19 protein-coding genes and 1 tRNA gene are annotated in these 16,607 nt (G+C 46.4%); 14 read left to right on the plus strand and 6 right to left on the minus strand.

Annotation, left to right across the window (positions count from 1 at the left end; genetic code table 11):
- The 3 genes from QBE55_02955 to QBE55_02965 form a co-directional block, all read right to left on the minus strand.
- Nucleotides 1–903: an ABC transporter permease gene (locus QBE55_02955; GenBank protein ID WZL79850.1), complete on the minus strand. Its 903-nt coding sequence runs from the start codon at nt 901–903 to the stop codon at nt 1–3.
- Between the two features lie 35 nt (nt 904–938).
- Nucleotides 939–1,901, minus strand: coding sequence for an ABC transporter permease (locus tag QBE55_02960; GenBank protein WZL79142.1), 963 nt, complete (start codon nt 1,899–1,901; stop codon nt 939–941).
- A 164-nt stretch (nt 1,902–2,065) separates the two neighbouring features.
- Nucleotides 2,066–3,739, minus strand: a complete 1,674-nt coding sequence (locus QBE55_02965; GenBank protein ID WZL79143.1) for a peptide ABC transporter substrate-binding protein — start codon at nt 3,737–3,739, stop codon at nt 2,066–2,068.
- A 541-nt stretch (nt 3,740–4,280) separates the two neighbouring features.
- On the opposite strand from QBE55_02965, the gene QBE55_02970 reads away from it, so the two are divergent.
- A complete protein-coding gene (locus QBE55_02970; GenBank protein ID WZL79144.1) occupies nt 4,281–4,754 on the plus strand; it encodes a hypothetical protein in 474 nt (157 codons plus the stop codon).
- A gap of 13 nt (nt 4,755–4,767) precedes the next feature.
- Here the strand turns inward: QBE55_02970 and QBE55_02975 are convergent, their stop codons facing one another.
- Nucleotides 4,768–4,989 (minus strand): hypothetical protein, encoded by a 222-nt coding sequence (locus tag QBE55_02975; protein WZL79145.1) that lies wholly within the window; start codon nt 4,987–4,989, stop codon nt 4,768–4,770.
- Nucleotides 4,990–5,164: 175 nt separating this feature from the next.
- Here QBE55_02975 and QBE55_02980 point away from each other — a divergent pair, with 175 nt between their 5' ends.
- A complete protein-coding gene (locus QBE55_02980; GenBank protein WZL79146.1) occupies nt 5,165–6,061 on the plus strand; it encodes a MerR family transcriptional regulator in 897 nt (298 codons plus the stop codon).
- Between the two features lie 292 nt (nt 6,062–6,353).
- Here QBE55_02980 and QBE55_02985 read toward each other — a convergent pair whose 3' ends face one another.
- Complete coding sequence (locus QBE55_02985; protein WZL79147.1) at nt 6,354–7,634, minus strand: MATE family efflux transporter; 1,281 nt, start codon at nt 7,632–7,634, stop codon at nt 6,354–6,356.
- Nucleotides 7,635–7,738: 104 nt separating this feature from the next.
- Between QBE55_02985 and QBE55_02990 the strand changes: the two genes are divergently transcribed.
- On the plus strand, nt 7,739–8,089 hold the full coding sequence (locus tag QBE55_02990) for a MerR family DNA-binding transcriptional regulator (protein WZL79148.1): 351 nt from the start codon (nt 7,739–7,741) through the stop codon (nt 8,087–8,089).
- 54 nt (nt 8,090–8,143) lie between these two features.
- Nucleotides 8,144–8,494 carry a hypothetical protein gene (locus tag QBE55_02995; protein ID WZL79149.1) on the plus strand — a complete coding sequence of 117 codons (351 nt, stop codon included), beginning with the start codon at nt 8,144–8,146 and terminating at the stop codon, nt 8,492–8,494.
- Nucleotides 8,495–8,894: 400 nt separating this feature from the next.
- Here QBE55_02995 and QBE55_03000 read toward each other — a convergent pair.
- Nucleotides 8,895–8,983, minus strand: a tRNA-Ser gene (locus QBE55_03000).
- A gap of 484 nt (nt 8,984–9,467) precedes the next feature.
- Between QBE55_03000 and QBE55_03005 the strand changes: the two genes are divergently transcribed.
- The 10 genes from QBE55_03005 (at nt 9,468) to QBE55_03050 (ending at nt 16,607) form a co-directional block, all read left to right on the plus strand.
- The gene (locus tag QBE55_03005; protein WZL79150.1) at nt 9,468–9,683 is read left to right on the plus strand and encodes an AtpZ/AtpI family protein; all 216 of its coding nucleotides are present in this window, start codon (nt 9,468–9,470) and stop codon (nt 9,681–9,683) included.
- A 25-nt stretch (nt 9,684–9,708) separates the two neighbouring features.
- A complete protein-coding gene (locus QBE55_03010; protein ID WZL79151.1) occupies nt 9,709–10,110 on the plus strand; it encodes an ATP synthase subunit I in 402 nt (133 codons plus the stop codon).
- A 132-nt stretch (nt 10,111–10,242) separates the two neighbouring features.
- Nucleotides 10,243–10,833: a F0F1 ATP synthase subunit A gene (gene atpB / locus QBE55_03015; GenBank protein WZL79152.1), complete on the plus strand. Its 591-nt coding sequence runs from the start codon at nt 10,243–10,245 to the stop codon at nt 10,831–10,833.
- A 109-nt stretch (nt 10,834–10,942) separates the two neighbouring features.
- A complete protein-coding gene (atpE, locus tag QBE55_03020; protein ID WZL79153.1) occupies nt 10,943–11,221 on the plus strand; it encodes an ATP synthase F0 subunit C in 279 nt (92 codons plus the stop codon).
- An 80-nt stretch (nt 11,222–11,301) separates the two neighbouring features.
- On the plus strand, nt 11,302–11,868 hold the full coding sequence (locus QBE55_03025; protein WZL79154.1) for an ATP synthase F0 subunit B: 567 nt from the start codon (nt 11,302–11,304) through the stop codon (nt 11,866–11,868).
- Nucleotides 11,856–12,395 carry an ATP synthase F1 subunit delta gene (gene atpH / locus QBE55_03030; GenBank protein ID WZL79155.1) on the plus strand — a complete coding sequence of 180 codons (540 nt, stop codon included), beginning with the start codon at nt 11,856–11,858 and terminating at the stop codon, nt 12,393–12,395. The genes QBE55_03025 and atpH overlap by 13 nt, the downstream gene beginning before the upstream one ends.
- The gene (atpA, locus tag QBE55_03035; GenBank protein ID WZL79156.1) at nt 12,392–13,927 is read left to right on the plus strand and encodes a F0F1 ATP synthase subunit alpha; all 1,536 of its coding nucleotides are present in this window, start codon (nt 12,392–12,394) and stop codon (nt 13,925–13,927) included. Before atpH ends, atpA begins: the two co-directional genes overlap by 4 nt.
- A complete protein-coding gene (gene atpG, locus QBE55_03040; GenBank protein WZL79157.1) occupies nt 13,914–14,774 on the plus strand; it encodes an ATP synthase F1 subunit gamma in 861 nt (286 codons plus the stop codon). Before atpA ends, atpG begins: the two co-directional genes overlap by 14 nt.
- A gap of 14 nt (nt 14,775–14,788) precedes the next feature.
- The gene (atpD, locus tag QBE55_03045; GenBank protein ID WZL79158.1) at nt 14,789–16,186 is read left to right on the plus strand and encodes a F0F1 ATP synthase subunit beta; all 1,398 of its coding nucleotides are present in this window, start codon (nt 14,789–14,791) and stop codon (nt 16,184–16,186) included.
- On the plus strand, nt 16,179–16,607 hold the full coding sequence (locus QBE55_03050; protein WZL79159.1) for a F0F1 ATP synthase subunit epsilon: 429 nt from the start codon (nt 16,179–16,181) through the stop codon (nt 16,605–16,607). Before atpD ends, QBE55_03050 begins: the two co-directional genes overlap by 8 nt.

Raw genomic sequence — 16,607 nt, forward strand, 5'->3', positions numbered from 1 at the left:
CTACTGACGTAATTTAGGATCGAATGCATCACGAAGACCATCTCCCAGAAGGTTGAAAGCCAGCATCGTAACCGAAATCGCCAAAGCCGGAAATATCAGCTCATGAGGATAGTAGGCCATCTGCTGCTGCCCAAGGGATGCCATTGCGCCCCAGCTCGTCAGCGGCGGTTGTATTCCCATCCCCAGAAAGCTCAGAAAAGCCTCGGAGAATATAAACCCTGGTATGCTGAATGTCGTATTTATGATGATAATGCTTAATGTATTCGGTATAAGATGCCTTGTTATTATCTTGAACGTGGGGGTGCCAAGCACATTTGCCGCCATCACATATTCACTTTCCTTAAGTTCAAGTATCTGTCCCCTTACCAGCCTTGCCAGCCCGGTCCAGCTGGTCAGACAGAGAGCTATCAAAAGTGACGACATGCCCTTTCCCAAAAACACGGACACGATGATGACGACAACCATATACGGTATCCCGACAAGTATTTCAACGATTCTCATCATGATATCGTCAACCAGTCCGCCGAAATACGCACTTATTCCGCCGTACAGAACTCCCACCACCAGGGAAACGAGTGCTCCCACAACTCCTATCGCAAGCGATACACGGCCTCCGACCCATATCCTCGCAAAGATGTCCCTGCCGAGATTATCAAGTCCAAATATATGATCCCAGGTTGGTCCCTGGTTGGTACTCTCTATATTTTGCTCATTATACGGATGCGGATAAATGTATGGTGCGAATATACACATCAGTATAATGAATATAAGAAGAAACAGGCTGGCCATTGCGACTTTGTTCTTTTTCAGTCTGCGGACCGCATCCTGCCAGTAGGAGATGCTTGGACGCATCAACTTTTCCGACCGCTGCTCATTTACGCCGACTCGTGTGAACATTTCCATATCCAATTTTGTTGCGTCTGTCTCTGACAAAGAATTCATCTCTCCTTCTTGCCTTCGATGATACTCTTACGTACCCTCGGGTCAACCACTGCGTAAAGGATGTCCATGATTACCATACAAAACACGAATATAAACGAAAAAAATACTGTGGTAGCCAGAATCATCGGATAATCCCGGCCGTTTACACTGTCAACGTAATATCGTCCGAGTCCCGGTATCGAAAATATTCTCTCTATCACGAACGAACCTGTTACGACTCCCGCTATCTGCGGTGCAACGATTGTAATGATCGGGGTGATCGCATTGCGCATCACATGCCTCGTTATGATCTGGAACTTTGAAAGTCCCTTCGCCTTTGCCAGTAGGATATAGTCATTGTTCAAAACATCCAACACCGAAGATCTCATGAACCGGGAATAGGTCGCAATCCCTCCGATCGATGCGGAAATGGTCGGCAAAGCAGTATACCGGAAGTTGTCCGCCAGACTGCTTCCCGATGATACCCAGCCTACGATCGGAAAATATCCTCCCGCTGCATACTTCTGCAATATCGCTGCAAATACGAAGCTCGGTATTGAGACTCCGAGTATCGCAATAAAAATAGTGACAAAGTCAATCCACTTGCCTCTGTTCAGCGCAGCTAAAATACCCAGTATGATCCCCAGTATCAGTCCCACTGCCACCGCCTGCAGCCCCAGCTGCAGCGATGCCGGAAACCTCTCCCCAATGATCGTATTTGCCGTCAGACCCGGGGTCGTGTAGGACTCCCCAAGCTCTCCATGGAGCAGATTCTTAAGATAGATGATATACTGCTGCCAGACAGGCTTGTCCAGCCCCCATTTGGCTTTCATGTTTTCCACCACTGCTTCCGGCAGCACCTTTATGCTCGCCTGGGTAGCATCTCCGGGCATTGTGTACATAAGGAAGAAAGTAGCCGTCAGTATAATCCATAGTGTAACGACCATATAGCCTATCTTTTTTAAAATATACTTTATCATATATATACGCCTCCTGATTGCCGATGTCCATACAGCTTAAAACTGCTCTGCGCTTTACCCGTTGTCCATGTTCAATCAAGCAATCATGCAGGCGGAGTGCCGTCAGTCTTTGCGATATGTGAACCCCATCGAACCATCCGGCATTCCGTCTGTTGGTTCAATTGTTATTTTCCCATATAAGCATCCCTGAGCTCGATCGAAGGGCCGCCTGCTCCGTTTATATAGACGCCCTTCAGATTCTTGTTCAATACTATATTCTGATAACCGAATGTTATCGGTGATATTCCGCATTTATCAACGGTGAGTATCTTCTCCGCTTTTGCAAAGTTCTCCCCGCGTCTGGCCATATCCGATTCAGTCTTGCAGGCGTTTACAAGCTGATCATATGTCTCATCCGTGAAGAACGCCGGATTGTTTCCATCACCGGTGGTATAGCACTGGAAGAACGTCATCGGATCATTGTAATCCGCACCCCATCCGGTCTGGCAGATCTGATAAAGTCCCTTTGAAACCTGATTGTTGAAAGAAGAGTTATCCGATGCTGTTTCGATCTTCACCTTTACGCCCAGCTTTGACTGCCACTGGTTCTGATAATATTCGGCGATCACCTTGGTGTCATTGTCAGGGTTGCTTTGCAGGAATGTGACTTCAAGAGTCTGTCCCGCCTTGCCGATCTCCTTCAGGCCCTCCTCAAGAAGCATCTTCGGATCCTGGCTGAGCAGTTCTGACATCGGTTCGTCGTATAGTTTGCGAAATTCGTCCGTACCGATTGACAGCCCGTAAGGAATGAGTCCGCCGGCCGCCTTGCCCTTCTTCACTACTTTTTTTACATAGGCATCCCTGTCAAACGCAATCGCAAATGCCTTGCGAATCTTCTCGTTTGTAAATACTCCCCCGGGATCACTGTTGTTGAAACAGATGTATGAGTTACTCGCCTGCGGTTCGGAAATGAACTGTATATCTCCCGAGTCGATCCTGCTCTGCAGGCTGGTTACATACTCTTCACGAACATTGCTCAGAATATCAATCTTTCCGGTATCAAAAAGCTGCTGCCTTGTGTTTTCATCCTGTGCCAGAGGCATATCTATCCCGTCAAGTTTGATGTGGTCAGCATCCCAGTAATTCGGGTTCTTCTTCAGGATGACCTGCGTGCCCCTTGTCCAATCGCTTACATAATACGGACCGGACTGGGCGAGTTCTTTAGCCGTAGCCCCGTATGAGGAGTTTGCGCCTCCTTTTGTCCTGCTCTCCGGAACCGGAGTTATATTGGAAAAGGTAAGAAGCTGTGGGAAATATGGCAGAGGTTCCGTCAATGTGATCTTCAATGTCTTTTCATCAACGGCCTCCGCTCCTACATCCTCTTTGCTTCCCTTCCCTGTATTGAAATCTTCTCCGCCTTTGATGCAGTAGAATATTCCTGCATTATGACAGTTCACTTCCGGATCGAATACACGGCGAATTGAATTTACATAATCCTGTGCCTGAACCTCCGTTCCATCGGAGTATTTGTTGGAGCGAAGGTGGAACGTCCATACCAGTCCGTCGCCCGACGGTTCATAGCTTTCTGCCCCTGCAGGAGACAGTTTCCCGTCAATAAGGCGAACCAACGTTTCCTGTGTCTCCAACACAATCTGGTTCTTCTGGGTGTCGTCTGCGCGTCCCGGATCAAGTGTATCAGGATCGGAAGTCATGACCATGCTGATCCTGGCACCTCCGCCGCTGCCGGTACCGCTGTTTCCGCTGCTGCCGGTACTGCGGCTCTCTGTTGAACGATTTCCGCACGCTGACAATGATACAATCATCAGTGCCGCCAGCAATGCTGCTACAACTTTTTTCATGTATGTTCCTCCTTGCAAGAGAACGAGTGAGTACATTATTATGACACAACCCGTATATTATGTAATGGAATTGCTTATCCTCCTGTGTCTGCTGCTCACCTGAATCTCCCTTACACAAAATTAAATTTATAAAGATTCCTGTCCATAGTGTCTGAGATATTCGGGAGCTACTCCGAATGCATGGCAAAAAGCCTTTGCCGCTGCGAATGTTCCTTCGGCGAAGAATAGGTATCCACCGCTGTCTCATGCCTATATGCCATAAATATAGCATAGCAATAAGATAGCACTTTAAAGCAGAGGTGTCAACTGAATATTTATTACACAAATTACATAAAATGAGCCCACATAAATGAATTGGTTGATTGACAAAATCAAAAAGCAAGCCTATATTATATATAGCTAGTTAGTAAAGCTATGCATCTCTGCATAGGAAAAGGAGAGGCTTTTGCAGATAACATATATGAACAGTTTGGGATTAACTGCATAGAAAGGCAGAAAAGGAAAAGGCAAATTCAAATAGGGAAAAAGTGAAGGAGAAAACATGAAGCATAATAACTATAAATTGATAGCTCTTATTATGATGTTCACCTTAGCCTTACTTGCCGGGTGTTCGCACAACAGCACTCCGGGAAAAAGCAACGAGACTTCATGGAATATAGCAGACGCTGAGCCAGTCTACGTAACAGAATGGCCAGAAAATAATTTTACTGCGCAAATTGTCAAGCCCGATAATGGTGAAATGGATTATATACGTGATTTTTCTGATGATAGCCGATATGAGATTGTGCTAAAAAATATCTCGGCGGATGAGTCTGCTGCATATATAGAAGAATTAAAAAGTCAGGGCTATTCCAAGATAGCTTCCGAAGAAAATAATGTTTCTGTCGGAACAATGCTGCAAAAGGATAATGCTACGTTAAGTATTGCTTACTCGGGTACTGTTTTTAATATCTTAATAGCAGTAGACAGCAAATCTACTCCCGTGGACACACAGACAATTGTGCCTATCTTCTGAAGATAGGCACAATTTAACCGAATATACCAGTGTCGCAAAAGCGGCGTTGGCTTGAAACCAGCTCGCTTTTACCGTTTTTTTGGTTTTGCCATGCCATATATCGACCCGGGAGTGATTTTGGGAGACCCCAAAGGGTATAGTGAAAAGAGTCAAGCGCAGATACATCTGCATCATTCGCCTTGTCCGAAAACCACTTGACACCTGTTTTCAAAACCTTTGATTTGTATTCAAACATTGACAATCCCTCCTGCTATTTGTGCTGCTTATTATAGTACCCTTGGGATCATACAATCAATCAAAATTAGCGGAAAAGACAACAAAATAAATATCAGAAAACACTTGACTGCCCCCTTATGGGCTGGCTTAAAATGATTATAGGAGCAATTAGAATTGTATTGGGAGGAAAGATTATGCTGATAAAAGAAGTTTGCGAGAAGTGCAAGCTGACCAAAAAAGCGATAGATTATTACGAGTCTAAAAATCTGATACATCCGCAGATACTCGAAAACGGATACAGGGAATTCAGCGATGCCGATATATCTGCGCTGAAAGAAATATCAGTGCTTAGAAAATGCGGCATCAGCATTGCTGACATTGCAGAGATACTAACCAGCTCAAATAAACCGGCAGCTTTAGCCAAGTGCAAATATATCACAGATTTACGGATGCAGCGTATGAATGATATACAAAAGTGTATGGACAGGCTGGTTGCAGATTACGATGTCAATCGGGAATTCGATTATCTGCAGACACACGATGAGGACTTATACACCATAAAAGAGAAATTGGTTTTTGCTTTCCCCGGAAACTATGGCCTTTATGTATCTATGCATTTTGGCAGATTCCTGAACGGGACAATTGAAACCGAGGAACAACGAAAAGCATATGATGCAATCGTGCGATATCTTGATCATGTAAATCTATACTTACCTGCGGAACTTTCTGAGTTTCTGGAAGCCTTCTTCACTGTGAGTACAAAAAGTGATGCGGTAAAAATTGAAGAAGAAACAAATGGCAGAATGCTTGAGATGCTGACTGATACCGAGGGATACCTGGAGCGCAATCATGAGCAAATAGAAGAATACCTTGAATATAAATGTTCAAATGAGTATAAAAACTCTGAGGCTGCTAAAATTCAAAAGTCTATGCTGGATTTTCAAAAGGAAAGCGGCTATCAGGAAGTTTTAATAGCTAACATGAAAATACTTAGCCCCGCTTATGCCGGGTACCATAAAAAGGTTGAAGCCGCAAATGAAATCATGCTGAAAAAGTTTCCGAAAGCAAAGAATATGTATGAAACAAATTAAGACACGTTAATCCGACATTTGTTCGATGTAATATTTGATTTATATCTGCAAATATTTTTGCTATACTCCTTGCCGGATAGCGTTAAGCTCCTCTGATCCCGCTTGATGTGGCCCACTTTCTTTTGTTACGGGGAGGACTTTTCGCAGCGGTTCTGGCTGCGAAATCATCCATCCAAAAAGGGGCGTAAGGGCAGTAAGTTGGGCGACTTTGTAGAAGAATTCTTGCATTTCGACACCATTAAAAAAAATGAGCGAGCAGCGATTTATCAATACATACTGCCGTTGTTCTAATTCATTGTTTTCTTAAAAGGAGTATCGCTGTAAAGAGCATAATTATCTGAACCACCGTTAAGGTAATCCATACCCCGTTAAGTTTTAAGAACATGGGTAAGATAAATACGCAAATAGGTAAAACAATAAGCGCCTCACCATATACCATAATAGAAGCCCTTCGTGCTTTTTTGATTGCATAAAAGTAGGCCGAGGACGACCTTGAAAATGCATAAAATGGCAAGGATAAAGCACAAAGCGGAAAGGCAAAGAGCAGAACCCCGGTTGTTTCCGCAGAAACGTTAAACCATGTCGGAATTACATTGCGAAGCGCAGTGATTCCAATTGTTATAACAATGCCTGTAGTAATGGAAGTATAGTACGTCCGCCTTTTTAATTGCTTAACCGAATGAGCGTCGGCAGCACCGTGATAGAAGCTGATTAACGGTTGGCTTCCATCACAAACTCCTTGCAGGAGAAGTTGACCAACACTCAACATATAGGAAACTACAGCATATGCCGCAAGTGCTACGGTTCCACCATAGGCTAAAGCCCGCCAATTTATCATAGCTATGGTGAGAGCGGGGAGAAAAGACAGGGCAAACGGAGATACGGCTATTTTGAGAATGTTCTGTACCGTTTTTCGTTTCAAATAATAGTTTGAAATTGGTACACGGTTTTCTTTTCTGAACAATATAAAAAGTGATGGAACCAATGCTATGAATTGGCCGATTAAAGTGGCTAAAGCTGCCCCTGTAACGCCATATCCCAAAACCAGAACGAATACGCCGCTTAGAACCGTATCCATCACAAAATTTGTCATCATCAAAGCCATTGCTATCCACGCTTTATTTTGATTACGCAAAAGAGGGGTTACTCCTGCGCCAAGAACTTGCAGAACACTACCCATACCCAATACCCGGACATATCCATAGGCAAGTTCCAAAACCTGCCCTTCCGCTCCCAAGAACCGAAGAATGGGTTTTGCGCAAATCCGTATGAAAATCGTAAGAACCGCTGAGGCAATCAGCATCAGCGTGAATGTATTTCCCAGTGCTTTGTCTGCTTCGCTTTTTTCTTCAGCGCCCATGTGGTTGGACATATTCACAGCACCGCCCATGCCGATCCCTGTTCCAACAGCTAAAATAATTGCGGCAAGAGGCCAAGCAATACTGATACTGGCAATCCCGGCGTCCCCCACGGCCCGGCCGACAAATAAGCCGTCAATGCTCGTGTAAATGCCTGTAACCAAAGATGCTATCATCGATGGAATTACATACTTTAGAAAATTTTTCTTCATCATGTAGTACCCCTCCAAATTTGTACCTTATGATAAATCATTATAAACGTTAAAGCCGCTTGAATGTCAATCCGACTTGTAGTAGAATAAATGTGAGGTGGTGAAGAATGAGAGAGCGGTATAATATTGGGGAAATTTCAGAGATATTTCAGATTCCAAAACCTACACTTCGATATTGGGAATCTGAAAACTTAATCCAATTGAATCGAAACGAAGAAAACGATTACAGGGAATATACTTTGAAGCAAATGATGGAAATCGGTGATATTTCCTTATATAGGCAGCTTAATGTCCCAGTAGCGAAATTAAAAAACATGCATCAATTGGGTATTCATGATTTGGACAGTACACTGGATGCTACATTGACAGAAGTTGATAATAGAATTTCACAACTATCAGATATTAAAGAGCGCTTACTCTCCAGAAAGGAGAAAATTCAACAGCTTTCACAGTTGTAAGAGCAGTTGTTTACAAAATGCGAACCGGATGTCGAAAAGATCGTATTTTATGAAATGGATGATAAAAATATGTTGCACATATATCTTCAAGAGCCTTACAGCTATGCGATTGTTATTCCATTTGGAATGAATGAAAACAATTTTAATCCACTGAATGGATTAGCTGTTCCTGCAACTAACGAAGCGAATCCAGTCATTTGGGAAAAAGATAATGAGAATAAAACGTATATAAAATGTCTGCTTAAAATTTCCCGTGATGATCCCCGGCAGAATAACTTTCAAGAAATTATGGAAAAATTGGCCGAACAAGGATATAAAACCGGAACTGCGATAGCCAGATACCTTGTTACTGCAAAAGAAACTCTTAGCTATGATTTTTATAAGGCTTGGATTGAGATTTTATAGTATCTATGCTCACTAACCCATAGCGCCCACTTCGGGCCAACATCGAGGTGTTGACAAAGTCCCCAAAGGGAGTGAAAAAATGGTATAATAGGGAGGAAAGTAACGGTAGGAAGTGTTTCAGGATGCTGACAGAACGAGCCGGAGTACAAATCAAAATGCACTGCATCACAATAGAAGATCTGGTGCCGGAGGGACACTTCCTGTGAAAGCTGGAAGCAGCCGTGGATTTCAGCTTTATCTACGATGAGGTGCGGGGGCTGTACTGTCCGGACAAGGGTTGGGAGACGGGAAGGTCATTCTGACCGATTCCACCCATGTAAAGGCGAGTGCGTCATTCAAAGGGCACCCCAAAAGATAAAGGAAAACCCGCGTAAACCCTTGATTTACGCAGGATTGTTGTTGGCGGAAGCGGTGGGATTCGAACCCACGAGCCCGTGAGGACTACCTGATTTCGAGTCAGGCCCGTTATGACCACTTCGATACGCTTCCATTTAATAATTATTCAGTTTTTGGAGCAAGTAACATGATTTCGAGTCAGCCCCGTTATGACCACTTCGATACCTCTCCCTATGCCACGTAATTATTCTACCACAGTCCCCGCCCAATCTCAACAAAAAAATGCCGAACACAATTTTACATATTGGCGGGTATCCGATCTTTCTAAAAATTATTAAAAACGGATATTTACTCCATGTTTTCAAAAATATATATTCTGAGTATTGCCTTTAATCTAAATTTTCTAAATATTCCTTGAAATGATCTGACTTTTATGGTAATATAAATAATGTAATTGAAGCATACACATTGTGTTTTGAATGTCCCTTTGCGTTGAACACGGAACAGTACATGTATATCGTAACGTCCTTTGCTGAATGGGGTGAGACGATCGGGACTATCGTTTGCATCCCGCTTTTTGTGTGAGCATTTAAACTGTTGTGTGAGCATCTTAACTGTAGGGAAAGGGGTCAAATTTTTGAAGGATAAGCAACCGAACAAAAGTCTCCAGCATGCTGTGTCCTTTCTCTCACAAATCGGAGTCACCATGATCTCCTGTGTATTTGTGGGCGTTTTTCTGGGCAGATTTCTGGACAGCCGGCTTAAGACGACTCCCTGGCTTCTGCTGGTGTTTTCCCTTTTGGGGGTAGGAGCTGCATTGAAATCCTTTTTTGATTTGGCAAACGGAAAATGATCAGGGTTTGGAAAGGTGTGTGAAAATGTCTGCCATTGCGAAAAAGATGATGAGGATTCTCTGTATATTGCTGTTCGTGTTGGTTGCAGCAGCGGTCCTTTATTACCGTTCTTTCTCCTTTCTGCCTTTCGCACTGGGAGCTTTGCTGGGCACGGCAGTCAGTGCCGGAAAGGTTTTTCTGCTGGACCGGGCTGTGGATAAGGCCCTTGCCATGGAGAAAAAAAAGGCGGGAAATTATATTACCCTTCAGCATCTTCTGCGGATGGTTCTTACCGCAGGCGTGCTGATTTCGGGTACCATTATCCCTGTCATCAGCTTATGGGGTGTGACAGCTGGAATCTTTGCTTATCCGATATCAATGTATATTTTAAAATATCCCCTCCATGCTTCGGACCCCTCAAATGTTCCGGATTCTCCGAAGAACTGATGCCGGATCCGAAGCACCGGGACAGAAAGGAGGTGACTTCTCCTGGACTTTAATATTGATAATTTATGGGTCATCACAATAGGCGGCGCCGAAATATGGATCACCCGGACCATTTTTAACACCTGGATTATCATGGCGGTGTTGATTATTCTTGCTGTTTTTTTGCGGATTAAGTTACGTAAAATGGAAGATATTCCAAAAGGAGTGCAAAATGCAGTCGAAGCCGTGATTGAATTTTTCCAGGGCTTTATACACAAGACCGGCGGAGACAAGCTGATGGGACTCGGTTCCTGGTTTTTTACGATCTTTGCATTTATTCTATCCTGCAGCCTGTTCGGGATGTTGGGGATCAGACCGCCCACAGCGGACTGGGCCACTACCTTTGCTCTTGCCCTGGCTACTTTTATCCTCACGCTGGGAATGGGCATTCGGTGTCGGAAGGGAAAATATTTAAAGAGTTTCATTGAACCCAACCCCATATTCTTACCGTTGAATATCATCAATGAAATTGCGAATCCCATATCCATGAGTTTTCGTCTTTTCGGTAATGTACTGGGAGGTATGATTCTTTTAACCCTGATTTATTCCATAGCACCGATCTTTTTACGTATTATTATCCCGATTCCACTGCACATTTATTTTGATGTGATTATGGGTGCCCTGCAGACGTATATTTTCTGCATCCTGAGTCTCACGTTTATTAAAGGGGCAGCAGAAGGCTGAAGCGGGACGAAATTTTTATGATGCAACGATTACAAACAATGTTGGATGTCAGCAGATGTCCAATCTCAGCAATGGAAAATCAGAAAAAAATCAGAAGGAGGAACAATCTATGCAGGATCCTTTAGCATTTATTATTGCATGTGCCCACTTTGCTGCGGCCATTGCACTACTGAACGGTATCGGCACAACATTCGGAGACGCAAAAATTGCAGTTGCTGCCATTGAATCCATTGCCCGGCAGCCCGAAGCTGCAGATTCCATCCGCACAACCATGTTTGTCGGTCTTGGTATGGCGGAGACTTCGGGAATATACGGACTATTGATTGCCATTATTATGCTGTTTGCCAATCCTCTGGTAAACATATACCTGAGCCATATAGGCGGATAAGACTTATACGGCCGGCGGCCAATCAACCGTCTGCTTCTTGTCAACAATTTTTCAAAGAAGGAGAAGGGAGGCTTTTTTATTTGAAACCATTCATTTTGCAACCATACATTGTTTATTTGAAGAGCGTGCCGGAAGGGCGCGTATTCGGACTGGATCAGCAAACGCTGATCAGTACCGGCATTCAGCTGCTGAATGTTATTATCCTGGCGGTTCTTCTGGGCTATCTGCTGTATAAACCGGTTCGGTCCTTTCTGCAGAAACGCAAAGAAAAAATCAGCGGGCAATTTGATGAAGCCCGGAAAACCCAAGCTCAGGCGGATCAGCTGAAAGCGGAATATGAAAAAAAGCGGAAGGAAATCGATCAGGAACGCACAAAGGTGCTGGAAGAAGCCAGGCTTTCCGCAGAGGAAGACAGCAGAAAAATCCTTGATGCCTCCAAAAAAGATGCCGATGCCATCCGGCAGCAGGCTGAGAAAAGCATTGCAATGGAAAGAAAAGATCTGGATAAGGAAACAAGACAGTATATCATTGAAGCGGCTGTCCTGATGGCTGAAAAATTCATAGAGCAATCCATGAACCGCGATACACAGAACAAGCTCTTTGATGAGGCAGTCGCCCAGTTGGAGGAGACACCATGGGTGAACTGAAAGACAGCTATGCCAATGAGCTTTTTGCGCTTTCCCGGGCACAGGGAAAGTTGGCAGAGCATACGGAACAGGTAACTTTTATACTGGACAGTCTGCAAGAGAAAGAATACAGGAGCTTTCTGGAAGCCCCCCACTTCTCCGAAAAAGCGAAGCAGCAGCTCCTGGAGCGTCTGCTTGCCGATAACGTTTCAGGCGATTTGCTGGGGTTCCTGTACCGCATCCTGCAGAAAGGCCATGGGGCAATGATTGTCCCGGCACTTCTCTCCTATCTGGAGATGGGAAACCGGTACAGCAGGAAAGTGGTGGCCAGCGTGATTTCCGCCGCTCCTCTCAGTGATGGGCAGATCAATACTCTGCGCAAAGCCCTGGCATATAAATCAGGAAAACAGGTGGAAATCCTGCCCACAGTGGATCCCTCCCTTCTCGGAGGATTCCGCATTCACATGGACGGACGCCTGATGGACTGTTCGCTGAGAGCCCGGCTGACCAATCTAAAAGAAAGCTTATTGAAGGAGGGTACGGAGTGACTGGAAAATTTGATAAAATCGGCAATGCAGTAAAGAAACAGATTCAGGCATTCCCCTCCGCACCGGACGTCTCAGAGGCGGGCAGTGTCGTGGAAGTCGGAGACGGGATTGCCCATGTTTACGGACTGCAGAACGCAATGAGCGGGGAGTTGCTGAAGTTCCCCGGCAGGATATACGGCATGGCCCTGAACCTGGATGAGAACAGCATCGGGGCGGTGCTTCTGGGACCCGATGCAGGCATAAAGGCCGGGGATCCTGTCCGGCGAACCGGCAGAATGGCTCAGATCCCTGTGGGAGATGCCATGCTTGGACGTGTGGTCAATGCCCTTGGGCAGCCGATTGATGACAAAGGGCCCCTTTCCGCTGATGATTACCGCAATGTGGAGAACGTGGCACCCGGTGTGATTATGCGCAAAGAGGTGGATGTTCCCCTGCAGACAGGCATCCGTGCCATTGATGCCATGGTACCCATCGGTCGGGGCCAGCGGGAATTGATTATCGGAGACCGTCAGACCGGGAAGACAGCCATCTGCATAGATACGATACTGAACCAGAAGGATGCGGGGGTGCTGTGCGTTTATGTAGCCATCGGACAAAAGGCATCCACCGTGGCACGCATTGTCAATCTGCTGACGAAAACCGGAGCAATGGCCTATACCACCGTAGTGGTTTCCACTGCCAGCGATCCGGCTTCCCTGCAGTATCTCGCCCCCTATGCCGGCTGTACCATCGGAGAGGCATGGATGAAACAGGGCAAAGACGTATTGGTGGTTTACGACGACCTGTCCAAGCATGCCGTGGCCTACCGCACCATCAGCCTGCTGCTGCGCAGGCCGCCGGGACGGGAAGCTTATCCCGGAGACGTGTTCTACCTGCACTCCCGGCTTCTGGAGCGCGCCGCCTGCATGAGCAATGACTATGGCGGAGGATCGATGACGGCCCTGCCCATTGTGGAAACACAGGAAGGCGATATTTCCGCCTATATTCCCACCAATGTCATCTCCATTACCGACGGGCAGATTTATCTGGAAACCGAACTGTTCCATAACGGAGTCCGTCCTGCGATCAATCCGGGGTTCTCCGTTTCCCGTGTAGGCGGTTCAGCCCAGATCCCTGCCATGAAGGAAATTGCCGGACCTCTGCGCATTCATTTTGCCCAGTATCGGGAACTTGCAGCCTTTGCACAGTTTGGATCGGATTTAAGCAAAGACACAATGGATCGCCTGAATCAGGGAGAACGTATTATGGAAATCCTCAAGCAGCCGCAATACCGGCCCATGCCTGTGGAGTATCAGGTTTTAATCCTGTATGTGCTGATCCATGGATATCTGATGGATGTGAATATCCGACATATCCGGAAGTTTCAGAGGGATTTTCTGCAATTTGTGAAAACGGAGAAACCTTTCATTGCAGAGGAAATCCGGGAGACAGAGCAAATCTCGCCGGAGCTGGAAGAAAAAATAAAGGATGCGGTGAAGGAATTCAAAAAGCCGCGGATTCCGGACCGGGAGGAAGACAATGGCGTCCATTAGTGAAATAAAGCAAAGATCTGCCAACATAAAAACCACCCGGCAGATTATAAGGGCACTGGAGATGGTTTCCTCTGCAAAGCTTCAAAAGGCAAAAAACAGGCTGGAAGGCATCCGTCCCCTGTATCAGGAAATGAAACGGAACGCAGAAAATCTGAAATATTGCGGGGAAGCCGGAGATCATCCCTTCGTCCGAAAACGGGATGTGAAAAATATAGGTTATGTCATAATGACAAGTGATAAAGGCCTGTGCGGCAGCTACAACAATCAGATCACGGAAGCTGCCCTGACCCATATGAACAGAAAAAAAAAGGAAGGAAAGCAGGAAAAACTCCTTGTGGCCGGCGCAGCGGGCAATGAATTCTTCGCCCGGCATGACAAAAATATACTGCATGGATTTTCCCACAGGCTCGAAGCCAATCTGTATGCAGACTCGTGCCGGATGGGCGAAGTCCTTTCCCGGCTGTATCTTTCGGGAGAAGCCGATGAGGTATATGTCGCATACACCCGTTTTGATTCGATACTGAGTCATATTCCCCGGGTGGAAAAAATACTGCCTCTGCCCCACGAGCCGGGCATGCTGCAGAATTCCGGCCGGATGCTTTATGAGCCGGATGTTTCTTCCTTTCTCGACCATATGGTACCACTGTATCTTCAAACCTGTCTTTTTGCCGCCGCTTCGGAATCGACCACCTGTGAACATACCGCACGGATGATAAACATGCAATCCGCCGATAAAAACGCTGAAGACGTGATTCGTAATCTGAACCGTATCTATAACCGTAAACGGCAGGCTGACATTACGCAGGAGCTTACAGAAATTATCGGCGGAGCAAAATTATTGAATTAGAAGGAGGAATTGTTTTGACCGATAAAAACACGGGCAGAATCGTACAGATCATCGGATCCGTATTGGATATCCGGTTTGAAAACCGACTGCCCGAGTTATATCATGCCATACAGGTACCACGTGGAAAGCAAACCAGTGTGATGGAGGTTATGCAGCATTTGGGTGACAATACGGTTCGCTGCATTTCCATGGACCCCACGGATGGTCTGGTGCGGGGAATGAAGGCGATCGATACCGGCGCACCCATATCGGTGCCGGTGGGCAAGGAAGTACTGGGGCGTATGGTAAACGTCCTTGGTCAGCCCATTGATGGAAAGCCCGCAGCGGATGCAAAGACATACTGGCCCATTCACAGGGAACCGCCCAGCTTATCGCAGCAGAGGGCGGCGCCTGAATTTCTGGAAACCGGGATCAAGGCCATCGATCTTCTCTGCCCGTTTTCCAAGGGCGGCAAGGTCGGCATATTCGGAGGGGCCGGCGTGGGAAAAACCGTATTGATCATGGAACTGATCAACAACATCGCCATGAAGCACAGCGGCTACTCTGTCTTCGCGGGGGTAGGCGAACGTACCCGGGAAGGGAATGATCTGTATTATGATATGATTCATTCCGGGGTTCTGGACAAAACGGCCCTGGTATTCGGACAGATGAACGAAACTCCGGGGGTCCGGATGCGCGTCGCGCTGACCGGACTGACCATGGCGGAATATTTCCGGGACAAGGCACATCAGGACGTACTTCTGTTTATTGACAACATCTTCCGCTTTGTGCAGGCCGGCTCCGAGGTTTCGGCCCTGCTGGGGCGTGTACCAAGTGCCGTTGGCTATCAGCCAACCCTTGCCAATGAAATGGGAACCCTTGAGGAGCGCATTACTTCCACTCAGAGCGGATCCATTACGTCCGTGCAGGCCATTTATGTTCCTGCCGACGACTTTACCGACCCGGCAACCGCCACCACCTTCTCCCATCTGGATGCAGTAACGATTTTATCGCGCACCATTGTGGAACAGGGTATTTATCCCGCTGTTTCCCCTCTTGGCTCCACTTCCCGCATACTGGAAGCGGATGTCGTGGGGAAGGAGCATTATCAGGTGGCCCGTGCCGTGCAGAGCATTTTGCAGCGTTATGAGGACCTGCAGGATATTGTAGCCATACTCGGTGTGGACGAGCTGTCAGATACCGACAGGAAGATCGTCAGCCGTGCCAGGAAGGTGCAGCGTTTCCTGTCCCAGCCATTTTATGTTGCCGAAAAGTATACTTCCATTTCCGGTCAGTATGTCAGTATTGGGGAAACCGTACGGGGATTTCGGGAGATACTGGACGGAAAGCACGACGCTGTCCCGGAAGGGATGTTTTTAAATGCAGGAACCATTGATGACGTAACAGAAAGATACAGGCAGAAAAATGAGTGAAGCAGCCGACCGCAAAAAGATTCACCTGCGGATTGTGACGCCCCGGGGAGTAAAAATTGAAGAAGAAGCCGATTTTCTCATTATGCGCTGCATTGATGGGGACACGGGGATTTTACCTGGTCATTCGGATGCTTCCGTTGTCATGGGAGACGGAATCCTGCGTGTCTGGAACGAAGGCAATCTGCAAAAAATAGCCGTTTTCGACGGCGTTGCAGAAATAAAGCAGAATACGGTCCTCATTATGACCACCATCGCCCAAAGGCCGGATGAGATTGATCTGGAACGCGCAGAAACAGACCGGGATCTCATACAGGAAAAGGAAACCGATCTAAAGGAACAGAGCCAGCATGTGCTGCTGCGGCGTGCCCTGGTGAGAATTGAGGTACGCAATCATGAATATAAAAGCGACGAGGAAGAATAA

The organism is Eubacteriales bacterium mix99, assembly GCA_038396605.1.
Taxonomy (GTDB): Bacteria; Bacillota; Clostridia; order Caldicoprobacterales; family DTU083; genus UBA4874.

What these genes read in the sequence shown, in the direction of transcription:
- QBE55_02955 (WZL79850.1), bottom strand. Translation starts at nt 903, where the DNA reads ATGGAAATGTTCACACGAGTCGGCGTAAATGAGCAGCGGTCGGAAAAG.
- QBE55_02960 (WZL79142.1), bottom strand. Translation starts at nt 1,901, where the DNA reads ATGATAAAGTATATTTTAAAAAAGATAGGCTATATGGTCGTTACACTA.
- QBE55_02965 (WZL79143.1), bottom strand. Translation starts at nt 3,739, where the DNA reads ATGAAAAAAGTTGTAGCAGCATTGCTGGCGGCACTGATGATTGTATCA.
- QBE55_02970 (WZL79144.1), top strand. Translation starts at nt 4,281, where the DNA reads ATGAAGCATAATAACTATAAATTGATAGCTCTTATTATGATGTTCACC.
- QBE55_02975 (WZL79145.1), bottom strand. Translation starts at nt 4,989, where the DNA reads ATGTTTGAATACAAATCAAAGGTTTTGAAAACAGGTGTCAAGTGGTTT.
- QBE55_02980 (WZL79146.1), top strand. Translation starts at nt 5,165, where the DNA reads ATGCTGATAAAAGAAGTTTGCGAGAAGTGCAAGCTGACCAAAAAAGCG.
- QBE55_02985 (WZL79147.1), bottom strand. Translation starts at nt 7,634, where the DNA reads ATGATGAAGAAAAATTTTCTAAAGTATGTAATTCCATCGATGATAGCA.
- QBE55_02990 (WZL79148.1), top strand. Translation starts at nt 7,739, where the DNA reads ATGAGAGAGCGGTATAATATTGGGGAAATTTCAGAGATATTTCAGATT.
- QBE55_02995 (WZL79149.1), top strand. Translation starts at nt 8,144, where the DNA reads ATGGATGATAAAAATATGTTGCACATATATCTTCAAGAGCCTTACAGC.
- QBE55_03010 (WZL79151.1), top strand. Translation starts at nt 9,709, where the DNA reads ATGTCTGCCATTGCGAAAAAGATGATGAGGATTCTCTGTATATTGCTG.
- atpB (WZL79152.1), top strand. Translation starts at nt 10,243, where the DNA reads ATGGCGGTGTTGATTATTCTTGCTGTTTTTTTGCGGATTAAGTTACGT.
- atpE (WZL79153.1), top strand. Translation starts at nt 10,943, where the DNA reads ATGCAGGATCCTTTAGCATTTATTATTGCATGTGCCCACTTTGCTGCG.
- atpH (WZL79155.1), top strand. Translation starts at nt 11,856, where the DNA reads ATGGGTGAACTGAAAGACAGCTATGCCAATGAGCTTTTTGCGCTTTCC.
- atpG (WZL79157.1), top strand. Translation starts at nt 13,914, where the DNA reads ATGGCGTCCATTAGTGAAATAAAGCAAAGATCTGCCAACATAAAAACC.
- QBE55_03050 (WZL79159.1), top strand. Translation starts at nt 16,179, where the DNA reads ATGAGTGAAGCAGCCGACCGCAAAAAGATTCACCTGCGGATTGTGACG.